A 16,886-nucleotide genomic window follows, 5' to 3' on the forward strand; every position below is an offset into this window, starting at 1 on the left:
CAGGCGAGGGAAGTATCCGTAGCGCCGGGCCGCCCGGTTGTAATAAAACCAGCACAGCAGCCCATAGAGGAGTGCCCCAATCCCGCCGGAGACGAGAAGCGGCCCAGGCAACCGGGAACTCAGGGCGAGCAGCGCAGCGCCGGCCACAACCGGCAGCACCAGGGGCCAAGCCAGATCCGTCAGCGCCAGAGGCAGTGGCACCGTCAGCCGCCGGCGCACCAGCCACCACTGGAGGAGAAAGAGCAGAAGGAAGGAACCACCACTGGCCAGAGCCACACCAGGCAGTCCCAGCCCCAGCCTGAGCAGCAGCAACCCGGCGCCGAGATTGGCGCCGGTGACTGCCAGAGTCAGCAAGGCGGCTGCCCACTGCTGCCCCTGGGCAACAATGACGCCGCGCAGGACGTAGGTCAGGGCCAGAAAGTAACCGCCGACCAACAACAGCTGGGCGGCCGGAACCCCCGCGAGATAACGGGGCAACAACCAGGTCACGGCCCCCGGCAGAAGTAAGATGGCAGTGCCGAGCAGTGCCGGAACAACATAGGCCATGACCAGCAGGGGCTGGACCAGGTACTCGCCTAGCAGCGCCTCGCTCTCCCCATGGGCGAAAGCCTGCATCAGCTTCGGCTCCAGCACTTCCCGGGAGGCCCCGGGGATCTGCATGAGCAGGTTGAAGGCCATGGTAGCGATGCCGTAATAACCCAGCGCCTCCAGACCGAGAAAACCGGCGATGAGAAAACGGTCGGCGGTGCGGATCAGTAGAGCGCTCATGCTGAAGGCCATGATCGGCAACCCGGTCCGCACCAGTTCCAGAAAAACCCGGTGCCGATAGGGAGCAAAACGTGGCGGTCGGTAACGGGCACGGATGTAGCCGACCCCGGCGAGGCTGCTGATCAGCAGGGCGGCATAGAGGCCATAAAGGCCCAAGGCCAGGATCAGTACCAGGTTGAGGAGGCTGAGCAGACCGGCCTGAAAGAAATTCACGGTGCCAAGCAGGCGGAACTGCTCCGTCGCCTTGAGCAGGGTGACCTGGAAATCGAAATACCAAGTCAGCAGCACTACTGCCGCCATGGTCGCCAGCCCGACCTGGGCCGCCGTTGCCAGCGGCAGCCAGACGGCGGCGAGCAGCAGTCCCGCCGCCAGCAAAAGACTTAAGGCCAGCGTCCCGTAATAGACCGCCCCGATCAGGCCGCCATTCTCCGCCTCGCGAGGCCTTCCCCGATTGGCGGGAATCTGGTAGCGTAACGCCGAGCGGGAACCGAGGTGAATATATTGGGCGTAGTTGGGAATCAGGCTGAGCAGATTCCAGAGGCCGAAGAGCTCGGGGCTGAGGAGCTTGGGTTTGAGAAAGGCGTTGACCACCCCTAGCACCTGCCGAAACAGGTTGCTGGACGCATAACGGGCAATGGTTCCGACCAGGGGGCCGGACGGCTGATCCGCCATCAGCGCCCTCCCCGCAGCTCCAGATAGATCCTCTCCAACTCCCGTACCCGCCCGGCCAATCCATAACGGGTACGCACCAGCTCCCGGGCACGGCGGCTCAGCTCGACGGCCCGCACCGGAGCTTCGATCAAGGCGACGATCTGCCGCACCAACCCCTCGCTATCTCCCACCGCGGTCAGCAGCGCCGTTTCCCCGTCTGTCAAAACCTCGCCGATCCCTCCGGCCCGGGTCGCCACCACCGGCACCCCCATGGACATCGCCTCGAGCATGGCGATCGGCACCCCTTCCGAATAGGAAGGCATCAGCAACAGGTCGAGGCGCTGGTAAAAGGTATGCAGATCGGCCTTTGCCAACCGCCCGAGAAACCGCAGCCGCGGCGCCACGCCGAGCTGCTGCGCCAGCTGCTCGGCTGGCTCGCGCTCCGGCCCTTCGCCGGCCAGAAGGAACGCGCAGTCGGGGTAGCGATCAAGCACCGCACGGGCGATCCGCACCAAATCCCGCACCCCCTTTTCCCGGCTCAGCCGGCCGACGAAACCGACCGTCAGCGGCTCACCGGGGCGCCGTTCGACCCGGGGGCCCGGCGTCCAGAACTCGGTATCGACTCCGTTGAGCATCAGCACCACCTCCCTGAGGCCGCCGGCCAAGGCTTGTTTGCGGGTGTCCTGGGATACCGCGATGCGCCGGTGAAAAAAGCGCAGGGCCAAGAAATCGAGGGCGATGTAGAGGCGCGACCGCCAAGATTGCTGATGCCAGGTGTGCAGGGTCGAAACCAGTTTCAGACGGGGATTGAACAGGTGCAGCAAGGCACCGTAGACGTCCGCCTTGGGGTCGTGGCAATGGAGGATCTCGATACGGCGCAATCGCACCAACCGGTGCAGCCGGTAGAGCTGAAAGGGGTCGATGAGGCGGCCGCCGGGGAGTTCGATGAGCTCGATATCCGCCTCGCGCAGCAGTTCAGCTATCGGTGCGATGCTCTCCCCCCGCTTGAAGAGATAGACGGCGGTGGCCGTGAAACGCTGCCGGTCGAGCCGACGCAGTATCTGGCAGATCACCGTATCGGCGCCGCCACCCCTGCCCGCCGCCTGCCGCAGGTTGAGAAGGCGCACCGGAGCCGGGGTGCCGGTCACGGCATTTTGCTGACGATCTGACATTCAATCACCCGGAAACGGTCGAGGGGAATGTTGGCCAGATCACGGAAGTCGCCGAGCTCCCGCCAGCGCCCGCCGTCGGGTCCGAGATTCTGGAAATAGAGTTTGAAGGTATCGGCGACGTCGACATTGATCAGGCCGTAGACCTGCATCGCCCGGGCAACCACCCGACTGGCCGGGGACAGCCCAAGGTGGTCGAGATCGAGGGTCGGATCGAGTTGCAGCCGGGCACCGGCCGGCAGGAACTGGGGTCCATCCAACCGGCCGTCGCTGCGCGCCGCCGGCGGGCTGCACAGCTCCAGCGGCCCGCCGGGAAACGCGGCCCGGCGGTTGATGGGGGTGGCGCAGGCCAGGGTATGGCGAACCTCCCCGGCGGCCACCTCCTCCGGTCGGATCAGCCCAGCCAGCAGCGGCATGCCGGTCCCGCGCGCACCGAACATCCACCAGCGCTTGCCGAAATCGGCCGGGGCATAACCGGGACCGTCGAGATCCCAGATAGCCAGCCGCGTTACCCGCCAGCTGCCGTCGGGCAGAGACTGGGCGCGAGAAAGATCCCAGCTGCGCCGTTGCTGCGGATCGACCAGCAGCAGATGGCCGTCTTTCTGCGGATCGGGCCAGATGCCGTCGGGCAGCGGCAGATTCTCAACCCAGCCGTCGCCGTCCGGGTCGACACTGGGATGGAGAGGTTCCGCGGCAATCACCCGCCGCGGCGGTGCCTGCGCAGCATTGATCACGAACAGTGGCACGGTCCACTGGATCAGATCGACCTTGAGCTTGCCGGCGACTTTTTGCAACTGAGCCACCATCGCCGCCGAATCAGGGTCCTGTACCGGTTCCGGAGGAAGCGGCTGGTTCCAGGGGGAGTCCGTGGCAAAGGGCTGAAACTCCGCCGGCAATGACAACCCGAGCAGACCGCTCTTGGCTTCGACCGCAGCGCTGGCGCCACCGGCCAACAAACCGCCGATCAAAAGCCAAAAGATTTTTCTCCGCAGCGGCGTTTTTACCATCGGGTCTCAGACTCCGTCCGTCTTGCGGGGGGTCCACTTCTCCGGCTGCCGGCCCCGCAGAAAATCCCCGACGCCCAAAAGGGTCCCATAGACCCCCAGCGCTACGTAAAACCCCGTCGCTGAAACTTTCCCCAGCAGGGGCGGCGGCTGAATGCCTATTTTTGGCCAGAGCAGATGGCTAAACGCCAGGCCATAGCCGAGCAGTTGCAGCAGCAGCAGCGGCCAGGCCCAAGAGTGGCCGGGCAGCAACAGCAGCGTCCCCCCCATCACCAGCAGCAAAGCCAGCGGCAGCAGGCGCCGAAACACCTTATTGATCAGCAGCCGCCAGGCGAAAAAGCCGTAGCGCCGGGGATCGAGCAGCACTTTTTGCAGGCGGATCCCATGGAGACTGGCGGCAACGATCCGCCGCCGCCGTTCGAGCTCGTGTCCGGCGCCGCGGGACGGGGTCGGAATCAGGGCCCGGGCCTGTGGGGCGAAGACAAACCCCCGGCCTTGGCGAACCACCGCCAGGGCCAGAAACAAATCGTCGGTCACCGCCGGCGGCAGGGGGACGAAGAGCGCGCGGCGGATGGCGTAGAGCTTGCCGTCATTGGACGTCAGGGTACCGAGGCGGCTCTCCCAATGTTTAAGACGGCTGTCGAGATCGATGTAACAGGCTTGAGCTTCGCGCAAGGCGCCGTGGCGCTCGCCGATCACCCGCTGGCCGCAAACTCCGCCCACGGTCGAGTCGGCAAAGGGGGCCACCAACTGCCGCAGAGACTCGGCCGGAAGCAGGGCGTCCGCGTCGCTGAAGACCAGCAGTTCGCCGTGGGCCTCCGCGACTGCGGTGTTGAGTGCCCAGGTTTTACCCCGATGCTCATCCAGTCGCAGCAGCCGGACATTGCGGTCGCCATAGCGGGCCACGAACTCCTCGGTGGCGTCGCTACAGCCATCGGCCGCGACGATGATTTCCAGCTGGGCCGGAGGATAATCGAGGGCCAGGGCATTGTCCAGCTTGGTCTCCATGAGGGCGGCGCCGTTATGCACCGCGACGATCATGGAGACACTGGGGAACGTCGTGACGACCGGAATCGGTCGCCACGGCACACGACGGGCCACCAGATAGACCAGCAGCGGATTGACGACCAGCACCAGCAACGGCAGCGCCAGGCCGATTCCAAGCCATACGCTCCCCACCAGCGTCAAGCCCTGCACGGCTCAACCTCAACGCGAGGGGTGAAGTGCAGCGCCAGTTGGGAAAGCGCCAGAGACACCCAGAAAAACTTATGGTAGAAGGCGCTCAGAATCAGAAAATAGAAGAGGACCGAAAGGAACGCGACCTTGAAAGCACCCACCAGCGAGGCCCCCGACTCGTCCCCCTCGCGCAACAGCACCCCTTGAGAGCGGACAAAGGCTTGCAGCGCCCACAGCACGACCAGCAGATAGAAGCCGAGTCCAAGAACCCCGCTTCCCACCAGAACCTCCAGATAGGTGTTGTGCGCCGGGCGCCGGTAATTGCGGCTTTCTCCTTTCTCCACCTTGCCCGCCACCACTGCCTCTCCCCAGCAGTCAATAAAGGTTCCTGGTCCCGAACCGAGCAGGGGATGATCGCGAAAGGCATCCCAGGCGACGACAATGTAATCCATGCGCCGTGAAATCGAGCTGTCCGAGGTGTCGGTAACCGTCCGCTGCCGCTCCCAGTAGGCAGCCGGGGTCAGCAGCAAGGTGATCATCGCCGCCGCCATCACGGTACTGGCCAGCAGTCCGATGTACCGGGGCCGCAGGTACTTGCGGTGCTCCCAGAAGAGTAACGCCAGCAGAACGGCGAAATTGAGCGCCCCACCGCGAGAGAAGGTCAATACCAGGGCCAGAGCGTTGAGGCCGAACAAAGCGACCGCCAGCAGCCGCCAAAGTCCCCGCCCATGCAGGGCATAGTGAAGCAGCAGCGGCATGGCAAAGAGCAAGGAGAGGGAAAAAAGATTGGGATCGTTGGAGGCACCGACGCCACGCTTGAGAGAGCCGGCATCGACATGCACGGCAAAGAGCGGGTCATTAAAAACGTAGCCATAAAGGGAAAGCAGCGCCCCCAGGGAGATGCTCAACACGATAACCTTCGGCACCGCCCCGAAAAAATCCTGACGGCGGATCAGGACCAGCGCCAAGGCGAAGAAAACCAAGGCGGTGACAATCTGCCGCAGTTCGTTCATGGCCGTTTCAGGATAGCGGGTGAAGAGAAAAGCCAGCAGATTGACGACCAAGAACAGGCCCAAGGGCGCCCAGAGCTTGGATTTGAGCGGGAGGCGCTGACGCTGCACCACAACCCTGAAACAGAGAATGGCGACCAGCAGGATACCCAGAACTTTGGTCAGGGTCAGCGATGGGAAGGTGGCCGAAAGGGTCCGGTATTGATCAATGGGAATACTGAACAGCATCAGGTAGAAACCGAGCTGCGGCTTGCATCCCAACAGCAACACCACCAGCAGGGCCAAAGCCGGCACCGGTGCCAGCAGATAGTAGGGGGTGCACAGCAGCAACGCAGCACTGCCGCCGACCAACACCAGCAGCCCCATCAGCAACGGCTGAGCGATGGGCAGAGAATAACCGCCGGATGTCACCTCAGGACCTCCCCCGGTAGTGACCGACCCCAGCCCGGACCAACTGGGCGAGCAAGGCTACCCCGGAGACATTCCAACGCGTGAGTGTCAGCAACAATAACTGCCAGGGATAACCGGCCGAAGCCGCCGCCCCCCGGCCCCGCCAGGCGATAATCGCCGACGGCAGCAGCCAAGCCGGCAGCAACAGGGCGGCAACGACGCCGGCGCCGCCGAGAAGGGTGAGCACAACCCCCAGCACCATCACGACATGAACCAGGCTCAACAGGGGATTGCGCAGCGTCCGCCAGGCAAAGCCATGCTTGCGGGCAAAACCTAAAGTACTCGACTGACGCCAGAACTCCTTGCGGACAAATTCGCCGAAACTCTTTTCATAGCCGAGATGGATGACCGGCGGCGCCGGCAACTGCAATACCGGATAACCGGCCAGCGCAATCCGATAGGTCAGATCCTTGTCCTCATTGGTGGTCAGGCCCTCGTCAAAACCGCCCAAGGCTTCGAAAACCGCACGACTGATCAACAGATTGCGCCCAGGCAGAAAATCGACGGCCCGCTCCTGACGAACTTCCTGCTGGGCCCGGATGCCCCAAGTCCGGGCCACCCAGTTGGCCTCGGCGGGAACCGTATCGACAAAGCCGAGGGCGCCTTGGAAGCCGCCGGCAAAACGCGCCGCCGCGACCGCCAGCCAATCGGCGGGAACCAGCATGTCGGCATCGAGAAAGGCCAGCACCTCGCCGCCTACCGCCCGTGCTCCCCGATTGCGCAACGCCGAGATCGTCAAGCGACCGCCGCTGTCGTTCTCCAGCACCCGACAGCCTGCTTCACGAGCTTTGGCGACCGTGGCATCGGTCGAAAGATTGTCCACTACCACTACCTCGAAAGAACCGGCGGTCGCCCGGTTTTCGCTGAGAGCCGCGAGCACCCGGGGGATGTTTTCCGCCTCGTTGAAGGATGGAATGACGACGGCAAACGAGGTTTCCGGCATAAGCGCCCTCCGTGTGGGTCGGCGTTCAGGCAATACTTTTTTTGAGAATGTACTGGTCGATAATGTAATGGTTGAGCGCCGAGCAGGGGGTGTATTCAATCAGGTAAATACTCGATCCGGCGGGCGATTCAAGCCGATGGCGACGGAACACCCGGCCCGTGCAGCGGGCTTTTTTGGGATAATGGCGCCCCCCCTTGTCGATCACGATTTCCAGTTGCAGGCACAGGTCGTCCACCGCCAGTTCCTGGGCACAGACCACCTTTAGACAGCTGTCGTTGATATCCAGAATCGGACCGACCAGCTGCAATCCCTGAGGCTGCCGCAGAAAGGCCTGGGCCCTGGCCGGATGCACCCGCTCGGAACGGCGCCGTTCCCGGTAGCGGCGATAGAAGCGGGTGTTGATCAGGGTCCGCAACTCCTTTCCGAGTTTCAGCACGAAGTTTTTGAGCAACGTGGCCCCGGTAAAACAAACCACCCCGATATCCCAGAAGATATTCCGGTGTTTGCTGACGTACTTGTTGTCGATCAACACCCGCAGCCGCTTTGGCGCACTGTGCGGGGTAAAAAGCTGGGAGTAGCCGATCAAGCCGGGCCGAACCCGGAACCGCAGGTCGTAGCCGGTGAGATGACGGCAGAGTTTTTCGTAGACTTCGGGCCGCTCGGGCCGGGGGCCGATGAAGTCCATGTCCCGCTTGAGGACGTTGAACAGCTGGGGAAGTTCGTCGAGGCGGGTACTGCGCAGGAATTCGGTCAGCGGGGTGGTCATCCGATGGCGGCTGGATAACAGGCTGTCGCCGATGATCTGCTGGGCATCGACCGGCAGGGTGCGAAATTTGTACATGACGAACTGCTGCTTGTGCCGGCCAAGACGCACGCCGCTGTAGAAAATGGGCCCGCCACGATAAACGATCTTGAGTATCACCGCCAAAAGCACGAAGATCGGCGACAACAGAAGGATGAAGCCCAGGCTCAACAACAGGTTGGAGAGGCTGTAGAGGCTCTCGCTCCAGCGACTGAACGGCTGATAACCCCCCGGTCCGGAAAGCATTCTCCGGGCACGCCCGCCGGACGAAAATTCATTGCTGGAATCCTGGCGCAGGGTCATCATCCCGGCATCAACTCTCCTCGTATTCGGGAATGGAGAAAATGGTCGGCAACGCGGCGTAGCGGCTGACGTCTTCCGGCGTCTTGAAGGTGTGGTCGAAAAATTCCCGAACAAAGGCGAAACAGCAGCCGGTGATGTACCCGGCCAGGATACCGATGGGAATCAGGGTGCCCCGCTTGGGAAAGACCGGCGCGGCGGAAACCGTCGGGCGGCTGAGGACGTTGATGGCAAAGAGGCTGTTGGCTTCCGGGGAACTGTTGATCCGCGCCTCTTCCCAACGCTTCATGAAAATATCATGGGACTGCCGACCCAGATCCAGTTCGCGGTTCAGGCGCTGCATCTCGATCTGATGGCCGCTGAGGACCAGGTTTCGATCCACCAGCCCTTGGACCCGCTCTTCGAGCATAACAATCTGCTGATCGAGAATCTCGACGGCACTGTGCTGATCCTTGACATAACCTTCAACCTCTTTTTGCAGCGCCGCAAAAGACGTCTCCAACTGCCGATCGATATTGCGGATTTTCTGGCTGTCGGCGCGGTAGAGGCTCAACAGCCCGGCTCTTTCCAGCATGACGCCTTGGACCTTCTCCGCCAAGGTGGCAATGGCCTGCACGCCAAGTGCTGAAAATAGCTGGGGATTTTTAGCTTTTAGCGCCGTTTCCAGGCGCCTCACCTGCTGCTGCTTTTCGATCCGCTGGCTGCGCAGATCTACCAGTTGCTGTTCCAGGGTTTTCTTGATGCTGATATTGTTTTCGATTTCCAGGTCCGGGCGGGGGGTTTCGGCCGCGTGGTTGAGCAGCAGCAACTTTTTTTCCTGGGCGAGAATCGCCTCGTTGAACTTGACCATCTGATTCTTGTAGAACGATTCCGTTGCGGTGGGGTTGTAAATGTCGAAGCGATAACGGAGATACTCGTCGAAGAGCTGCCGGAGCACCGCCAGGGCATACTGGGGATCCCGATGCAGATAGCGCACTTCGATGATGTTCGAACTCGGCACCAGATTGATCTCCAGACGATCCTTGAGCGCCCCTACCGCCCGCTGCAGAGCCATGGTGTCGGCCAAGTCCAGCGGGTCATGCAGCTGCTGACCGGCGGCCAACTGCTTCAAGGTGTTTTCGAGGACATCATAGGAGGTGATGATATTCAGCTCGGAGGCCAGATCTTCCTTGGTGACCGCCGTCATCAGCGAACTCTGTCCCTGGCTGATTTCCAAAGCCTCCGGGCTTTTCTCGCGCTTTTTGCTCTTGACGAAAATGGTCCCTTCCGAGGCATAGATCGGCGGCCACAAAAACGCCACCAACAACGCCAGCACGGTAAAGAGCAGCGTCGTCAACAGCACGATTCGCTTCTGAGCAAAGAAGATCGTCGTCAAATCCCGTACATAGTCTTCGGTCTTTACTATCATAGCCCCATTCCTTCTGCGTTAACCTGACCGGACTCGACAGCGCCCCTTATTCCGGCACCGGGTTACCGAAAATCGGATCATCAAACAACGGTCCACTGAAACTGAACCCCCAGCCGCGGAACATAAGAATCTGACTGATTTCATCCATCACCAGGGCGGCCTTGGAAAGACCCCGTTTCGGCACATAGACGAGATCGTCGGGGCGCAGGTAGAAAAAGGCGCTCCCCTCGTTTTTGGCCAGCAACTCCTTGAGGTTGACCTGATGGGCCACGAATTTTTTGTTGTGCCGGCGCACCACCAGCACCTCGTCGAGAGCCGCCGTCGGCTGCTGGCCTTCGGCCAGGGCCAGGGCCTCGAACACGGTAATCGGTTTGGCAATGGGATAGGCCCCGGCTTTCCTGACTTCACCGGCGATCACAATCTGCGAAGCGGCATGTTTTTCCAGGAAGAGATCGACGTGCAGCCCGGCAAGGGTTTCGTTATAGCGAAGATTCAGGGCGTCGTTGACCTCGGGAATGGTGCGATGGGCGACGAAAACGTCCCCCACCAGCGGGAAGGTCGCATAACCGTCGGGACGCACCGTCACCAGTCGGCTGAGACCGCGAGGAGCGGTATGCAGATCCTTTTTCAGTTCCTTGATGCTGGCCTGAAAATCGTCGACGGAAACATACAGTTCGGGATCCAGAAGTTCTTTGCTGTAGGCCTGGCGCAGCTCCGCGGTGAGTTGCGGAACAGTTTTGCCGACCACATAAATTTCGCCGATATAGGGGAGGGAAATACGTCCGTCGGGCTGGATCGGCATGGTCCGGTCCAGCTCAGGGATATGCACGAAGTGAACGGAAATGGTATGGTCAACCGCCAGTTTGAAATCGGCCTTCTCCTGCCAGGTGCTGAACTGGAACAGAACGTCGAGGAGGTCACCGGGGGCCAGGCGATAGTCGGAAAACAACCCGAGCTCGGTGGGATAGGTCCCCTGATCGAAGGAGAAGGTGGTGCTGTCGAACTCCATCTCCGGACCGGGCACCACCGCCGGCTTACCGGCACAGCCGCCAAGAACCACCGGCAGGGCCAAAGCCATCAGCAGCGAAACCACCTTGACCATGAAACCGCGCCCCCTGGAACCCCGGCGAATAGAATTATTTGCGTCCATAGAAGAACCTCGGGATATAGTATTTGCGCCGATTGAGAATCACCCCGAGAACCTGCCCCCCGCCCTGCTCGATCTTCTCCCGAACCTGCTGTACCACTTCCCATTTTGTCTTTTCACAGGCCACCGTCAACAGTATCCCATCGAAAGCCCGGGCAACCAGCGATACTTGGGACGAACCCAAAACCGAATCGCCGTCAAAAATCAAGTAGTCAAACCGGCTCCGCAACGTCTCGGATCCGGCCAGCGCCGTCAACTGTTCGAGCGCCGCTCCTCGATCCCTGGCGTCATCGTGGGGCAGAAGCCACAACTTGGAGTGTTCAGTCGCTTGGCAAACGTCGTCGGCCGCAGCACTTTCCGCCCGCCAGTCGGTCAAGCCCGGCGACGCTTTCGCCCCGAACAGCTCATGCAACCGGGGCGAACGAGTACTGCCGTCCACCAGTAAAACCCGCTTGTCGCTCTGCCCGGCCAAACCCATCGCCAGATGGACCGCAGCAGTGGTTTTGCCTTCACCGTTGAAGCAACTGGTCACGTACAGGGTCTTCAGCCCCGGACCCGCCAGCAGCAGATTGCCTTCTGCCGAGGCCAGTTCCCGTTCATTCTGCTGCAGGCGCAACGCCCACGTTTGAGAGAGCATGAAAAACTCCTTAGAGGCACTGATCCATTGAACTCATTAAATGGCGGGGTGTCAAAAAAGCATACCGGCCATTGGTTTTCTCAGTGAATTTTGCAAAGATTACGCCAAAAAAATAGTATTTTAACAGAGAATGCCGCTTCCTAAAAATTCCCTTGCACCGATGGTGGGAAACAGCTAAGCATTAAAAAACTGAACGTATTCAGGTGTAAAAAAAGGGCAACGCCCAATCCCCCTGACACTCCGAATTTGACAACCAGACCACAGGCCCCAAGGAGGAACCCGCGCCATGTCCTCAAGACTCGCCCCATTCATTCTGCTGGCAACGCTGCTGGCGCTCACCGGCTGCAGCGCCTCTCGCTCCATCCAGCAAACGAATACGCCGCCCCCTCCCACCAGCAGCACCCCGTTGACTTCGATGAAAACCCCTCTCGGGATGGAGTTTCTTCTCGTCCCCGCCGGCGACTTCAGCATGGGCTCCCCGGAAACGGAGACCGGTCGGGATCAGGACGAGCGGCAGCATCTTGTTACGATCAGCCAAGGCTTTTACCTGCAACGCAACGAGATTACCCAGGAACAGTGGCGGGCGGTGATGGGCCATAACCCCTCCTTTTTCCTCAACTGCGGCGACCAGTGCCCGGTGGAGCAGATTTCCTGGGAAGACACCCAACATTTCATCGCCCGACTCAACGAACGAGATCCAGCTTTCAATTACCGCCTCCCCACCGAAGCCGAATGGGAATATGCGGCCCGGGCCGGATCCACTTCCGCCTTGCCCAACGGCGAACTGCCCGGGGCTGTTGGTGAAGCGCTGTTCCACGCCCCCGACCTCGAACAGATCGGCTGGTACGTCGGCAATGCCGAAATGGGAACCCACCCGGTTGCTCAGAAGCAACCGAATGAGTGGGGATTTTACGACATGCACGGCAATGTTCAGGAATGGGTCGCGGACTGGCATAACACCTATCCTTTCAATGCCGTGACCGACCCTGCCGGCCCCGAACAGGGACTTACAAAAATCCGGCGAGGCGGCAGCTGGAATCTTTACGCCAGATTTTGCCGCTCAGCGAGCCGTGCCTGGGCTTCCCCATCCCTGTTCGACCCTTTTACCGGCCTACGCCTAGTGGCATATGCGAAACCCCTCGCCACGAACAAAGCGCCGGAAACCAGTCCCCTGCCGGGTTCTGCTCTTTCCGTAACCTCATGGGAAATTTTCTTCAAACTCGATTCGGCGGCTCTTACCCCAGCGATGTCCGCCAAGCTTGCGGATATTGCCGGTAGCGTAATCAATACGAACAAACAGTTGGTGCTTGAGGGGCATACTTGCGACTTGGCGACTGACGTATACAACCAGAAGTTATCCGAACAACGAGTGCGTTCTGTTAAGCACTTTCTGCTAAACCAAGGCATCCCGGATCAACGGATCCACAGCCGAGCATTCGGTGAACATCAGCCTGGCTACCCGAATGATTCAAGACAGGGTCGGGAACTCAACCGACGCGTCGTCATCCACCTAAACTAGCCCATCCCCAAGCCAAACTAAACCGCGCCGGTCTGGAATCCAGACCGGCGCGGTTTAGTTTGAACAGAAATTTACGGAATCTTCCTACCCCGCCGGCGGTCCGGCGGCGCAGACGCTGTCGCTGACCGCGTCGGCGTAATCGCTGAAATTGCGCCGGAAGGCGCGGGCCAGATCAACCGCCTGACGGTCGTAGGCCGCCTGGTCGGTCCAGGTGTTGCGCGGGTTGAGCACCTCGGCAGGGACGTCGGGGCAGGACTTGGGCAGGTGCAGGCCGAAGATCGGATCGGTTTCGTACTCGACCCCGACCAGGCGACCGGCGAGAGCGGCATTGATCATCGCCCGGGTGTACTGGATCTTCATGCGCGAGCCGACGCCGTAGGGGCCGCCGGTCCAGCCGGTATTGACCAGCCAGCAGAAGACGTGATGGCGGCGAATCTTGTCCTTGAGCAGATTGCCGTAGACCGAGGGGTGCAGCGCCATGAAGGGCGCGCCGAAGCAGGAAGAGAAGGCCGGCTGCGGCTCAGTCACGCCGCGCTCGGTACCGGCCAGTTTGGCGGTATAGCCGGAGATGAAATGGTACATGGCCTGCTCCGGGGTCAGCCGGGCGATGGGGGGCATAACACCGAAAGCGTCGGCGGTCAGCATGATGATGTTGGCCGGATGTCCGGCCATGCCACCGCGCACGATGTTGGGAATATGGGTGAGGGGATAGGAGGAGCGGGTGTTTTCGGTCAGGGAATCGTCGTCCAGATCGATGCGCCGGGTCGCGTAATCCATCGCCACGTTTTCCAGCACGGTGCCGAAACGCCGTGTCGTTTCGTAGATTTCCGGCTCGGCCGAAGCCGAGAGCTTGATCACCTTGGCGTAGCAGCCCCCTTCGAAGTTGAAGACGCCGTGATCGCTCCAGCCGTGCTCATCGTCACCGATCAGCGCCCGCCCGGGGTCGGCCGAGAGGGTCGTCTTGCCGGTTCCGGAAAGACCAAAGAAGAGGGCCACATCCCCGCCCTTGCCGAGATTGGCGCTGCAATGCATGGACAATACCCCCCGGCGGGGCAGCAGGTAGTTGAGCACCGAGAAAATGCTCTTCTTGATCTCCCCGGCGTAGGAAGTGCCGCCGATGATGACGATCTTCTTCTCGAAATTGACGATGATGAAGGCTTCGCTGCGAGTGCCGTCCACTTCGGGATCGGCGTGGAAGCGCGGAGCGTTGATGAGGGTGAACTCGGGGACGAAGGCAGGGAGTTCCTGGCGAGGCACCTGGATGAACATGTTGCGGGCGAAATGGCTGTGCCAGGCCTGGGTGGTGATGACCCGCACCTTGAGACGATAGGCGGGATCGGCGCCGGCATAGCAATCCTGAACGAAAATATCCTTGCCTTGGAGAAAAGCGAGCAGCTTGCTGTAAAGCCGGTCGAAATGTTCCGGCGAGAATTCCTTGTTGACCTTCCCCCACCAGATATTTTTAGCGCTCTCTCCCTGGCGCACCACGAAACGGTCATTGGGGGAACGGCCGGTATGATGGCCGGTGGCGACGACCAGCGGGCCGAGATGGGAAAGGTAGCCTTCGCGCCGCTTGATCACCTCCTCGACCAGGGCCGGGGTGGAGAGGTTCCAATAGGCGCCGCTGATATTGCGGATACCGTGATGTTCCAGTCCGTAACTGCTTGCGAATGTTTCGCTGCTCATGCCTGCCTCCTCGTGCCGTGATGAATGCCGGCTCCCGCGACCGGGAACGATCATGTGAACCTGCTAACCTCGGAAGCATAACAGAAAAATTCACGTTTTGGGCGGAAGAGGCCGCCGCGGCCCCGGACCTAGCGCTTGCGCCGGCGGCGGGCACGCAAGCCGAAAAAAATTCCGGCGGCGGACAAGGCCCAGATCAGAGCGGTGACGATCGTTTCACTGGACGGCATGGTTCCTCCCGGGCTATGGATTTTCGGGTATTCTCCGCGAACGCGCAGCCCGGCGCCTTGAGCTGGATCAAAACACAGCGGACAAAAAAATAGCGGGGAGCCTTGAACTCCCCGCCATCCTTTCGACTCAGCGGCCGGTTGCGACGCCGCCCTGGTGATCGGAACGGCGGCTGCGATATTCGATGATCGGCGCACTCCGCTCGCCGCGCTGCTTCGCCGGGAATTCCCGCTTGCCGCGCTCCGGACTCCGGGCCGAGCGATCGCCGGGCTTGCGCGGCGCGCCGGAACGGGCCGGACCTCGGCTGTTGCGGGCCGGACGCGCATCCAGCCCGCGGGTCGGCTCCAACCCGGGAATCACTTGACGCGGCAGACTTTTGCCGATATAGCGCTCGATCCGCCCCAGGGCAGCGGTCTCGGCGGCGGAGGCCATGGAGATGGCGGTGCCCGCGGCACCGGCGCGACCGGTGCGACCGATGCGATGGACGTAGTCCTCGGCGAACATCGGCAGATCGAAGTTGATGACGTGGCTGATGCTGGTTACGTCGATCCCCCGGGCAGCGACGTCGGTGGCGACCAGCAGCTTGATCCGCCCCTGGCGCAGATCACGCAGAGTGCGGTTGCGAGCTTGCTGACTCATGTCGCCGTGGAGGGCGGCAACCCGGTGCCCCTGAGCGGAAAGCTCCCTGGCCAGGCTGTCGGTGTCGCGTTTGGTCGCGGAAAAGATGATCGCTTGGTTGATTTCCTTATCGGCCACCAGATGCTGGAGAATCTTCTCCTTGTGCTGGCGGCTGTCGGTGACATGCAGGCGCTGTTCGATGGCGTCATGGGTCTTCTGCCGGCCGCCGATATCGATGCGGACCGGTTCACGCAGCATGCGCCCGGCCAGATCGGCCATGGCGCGGTCGAGGGTGGCAGTGAAGAAGAGGGTCTGACGACCGCTTGGCGCTTTGCCGATGACCTTCTCCAGATCGTCCTTGAAGCCCATGTCGAGCATGCGGTCGGCTTCATCGAGGACCAGGATTTCCAGCCGCGAGAGGTCGAGGGAGCCCCGCTGCAGGTGATCGACCACCCGGCCGGGAGTGCCCACCACCAAGTCGGGGGAATCCTGCAGAGCCTTGAACTGCTCGCGATAGGGCATACCGCCGAGAAGCAGGGAATAGCGGGTGCGCAGATGGCGGCCGTAGGTGCGGGTCGCCTCGAGAATCTGATTGGCCAGTTCGCGGGTCGGGGTCAGCACCAGCACCCGGGGAGCGCCGCGCCGTTTGGCGACGGGCTCGGACAACAGCTGCAGGGCCGGCAGCATGAAGGCCGCGGTCTTGCCGGTGCCGGTCTGGGCCGAGGCGAGCAGATCGCGGCCGGCCAGGGCTTCGGGGATGGCGCGGGACTGGATCGGGGTGGGGGTGGTGTAGCCACATTCTTCGATCCCCTTGAGCAGGGCAGGAATCAGGCTCAGTTCAGCAAAAGACATAGGACTTCCTTCGGCCGGGCGCGGACGTACGCCAACAAAGGCGGGTCAGGCCGGGGCCAACAAAAGAGAGGTGTCCGCCGGGGGAGCAACCGATGCTCCGCGACACACGGCCGACACTTAAAACGATGGGGGAAAAAGAAAGGCCCGCAGGGGTGGACGCACACAGGCGTGCCGAGGCATTTTCCGCGACATCGGATGGCATTCACACCGTCGCCAACCTGATTAAATGCCGCGGATTCCGGAGAAAGAAGAGCGGAGGGGGGTCAGGGATCGATGAGTGGGGCAAGCGCCAAGGGCGCCCGCGCCCCGGGCGGAAAATCCGCCGGAGGGTTGCACTGCCAGCAGAGCATCATACAGGCTTACGACAGCAAGGCAAGCTTTTTATCGAATCTTTTTTGATGCCACCGCAAAAAGAGAAGATCCGACAAATAGTTTAAATCATTAGATTATTTGCAATTTTTTTCTTGCGCCGGGACGTAATCTATGGTATATTCCTCAACAATTCCAATGCCTTGCGAGGG

General features: G+C 61.4%; 12 protein-coding genes and 1 pseudogene. 1 reads left to right on the top strand and 12 read right to left on the bottom strand.

What is annotated here, in order from left to right; translation table 11 throughout:
* Positions 1-57 precede the first annotated feature (57 nt).
* The 10 genes and pseudogenes from RBR25_RS08550 to RBR25_RS08595 form a co-directional block, all read right to left on the bottom strand.
* Positions 58-1,440 (bottom strand): annotated as a pseudogene (locus RBR25_RS08550) (lipopolysaccharide biosynthesis protein); the annotation flags it as partial.
* Positions 1,440-2,591 (bottom strand): glycosyltransferase family 4 protein, encoded by a 1,152-nt coding sequence (locus tag RBR25_RS08555; protein WP_432819132.1) that lies wholly within the window; start codon positions 2,589-2,591, stop codon positions 1,440-1,442. The pseudogene RBR25_RS08550 and the gene RBR25_RS08555, both read right to left, overlap by 1 nt.
* Positions 2,564-3,595, bottom strand: coding sequence for a hypothetical protein (locus tag RBR25_RS08560; RefSeq protein WP_432819133.1), 1,032 nt, complete (start codon positions 3,593-3,595; stop codon positions 2,564-2,566). Before RBR25_RS08560 ends, RBR25_RS08555 begins: the two co-directional genes overlap by 28 nt.
* Positions 3,596-3,601: 6 nt before the next feature.
* Positions 3,602-4,789: a glycosyltransferase gene (locus tag RBR25_RS08565; RefSeq protein ID WP_432819134.1), complete on the bottom strand. Its 1,188-nt coding sequence runs from the start codon at positions 4,787-4,789 to the stop codon at positions 3,602-3,604.
* Positions 4,777-6,189, bottom strand: coding sequence for an O-antigen ligase family protein (locus tag RBR25_RS08570; RefSeq protein WP_432819135.1), 1,413 nt, complete (start codon positions 6,187-6,189; stop codon positions 4,777-4,779). Before RBR25_RS08570 ends, RBR25_RS08565 begins: the two co-directional genes overlap by 13 nt.
* 1 nt (position 6,190) lies before the next feature.
* A complete protein-coding gene (locus tag RBR25_RS08575) occupies positions 6,191-7,171 on the bottom strand; it encodes a glycosyltransferase family 2 protein (protein ID WP_432819136.1) in 981 nt (326 codons plus the stop codon).
* 25 nt (positions 7,172-7,196) lie between these two features.
* Positions 7,197-8,279 (bottom strand): sugar transferase, encoded by a 1,083-nt coding sequence (locus tag RBR25_RS08580; protein ID WP_432819137.1) that lies wholly within the window; start codon positions 8,277-8,279, stop codon positions 7,197-7,199.
* A 7-nt stretch (positions 8,280-8,286) separates the two neighbouring features.
* Complete coding sequence (locus tag RBR25_RS08585; protein ID WP_432819138.1) at positions 8,287-9,681, bottom strand: GumC family protein; 1,395 nt, start codon at positions 9,679-9,681, stop codon at positions 8,287-8,289.
* 46 nt (positions 9,682-9,727) lie between these two features.
* On the bottom strand, positions 9,728-10,783 hold the full coding sequence (locus tag RBR25_RS08590) for a polysaccharide biosynthesis/export family protein (RefSeq protein WP_432819139.1): 1,056 nt from the start codon (positions 10,781-10,783) through the stop codon (positions 9,728-9,730).
* 34 nt (positions 10,784-10,817) lie between these two features.
* Entirely contained in the window at positions 10,818-11,465 is a 648-nt protein-coding gene (locus tag RBR25_RS08595) for a CpsD/CapB family tyrosine-protein kinase (RefSeq protein ID WP_432819140.1), read from the bottom strand.
* Between the two features lie 286 nt (positions 11,466-11,751).
* Between RBR25_RS08595 and RBR25_RS08600 the strand changes: the two genes are divergently transcribed.
* Positions 11,752-12,984, top strand: coding sequence for an SUMF1/EgtB/PvdO family nonheme iron enzyme (locus RBR25_RS08600; protein ID WP_432819141.1), 1,233 nt, complete (start codon positions 11,752-11,754; stop codon positions 12,982-12,984).
* 84 nt (positions 12,985-13,068) lie between these two features.
* Here RBR25_RS08600 and RBR25_RS08605 read toward each other — a convergent pair whose 3' ends face one another.
* The gene (locus RBR25_RS08605) at positions 13,069-14,670 is read right to left on the bottom strand and encodes a phosphoenolpyruvate carboxykinase (RefSeq protein WP_432819142.1); all 1,602 of its coding nucleotides are present in this window, start codon (positions 14,668-14,670) and stop codon (positions 13,069-13,071) included.
* A 354-nt stretch (positions 14,671-15,024) separates the two neighbouring features.
* Complete coding sequence (locus RBR25_RS08610; protein ID WP_432819143.1) at positions 15,025-16,365, bottom strand: DEAD/DEAH box helicase; 1,341 nt, start codon at positions 16,363-16,365, stop codon at positions 15,025-15,027.
* Positions 16,366-16,886: the final 521 nt, after the last annotated feature.

Source organism: Trichloromonas sp. (assembly GCF_034006665.1).
Classification (GTDB): Bacteria; Desulfobacterota; Desulfuromonadia; order Desulfuromonadales; family Trichloromonadaceae; genus Trichloromonas.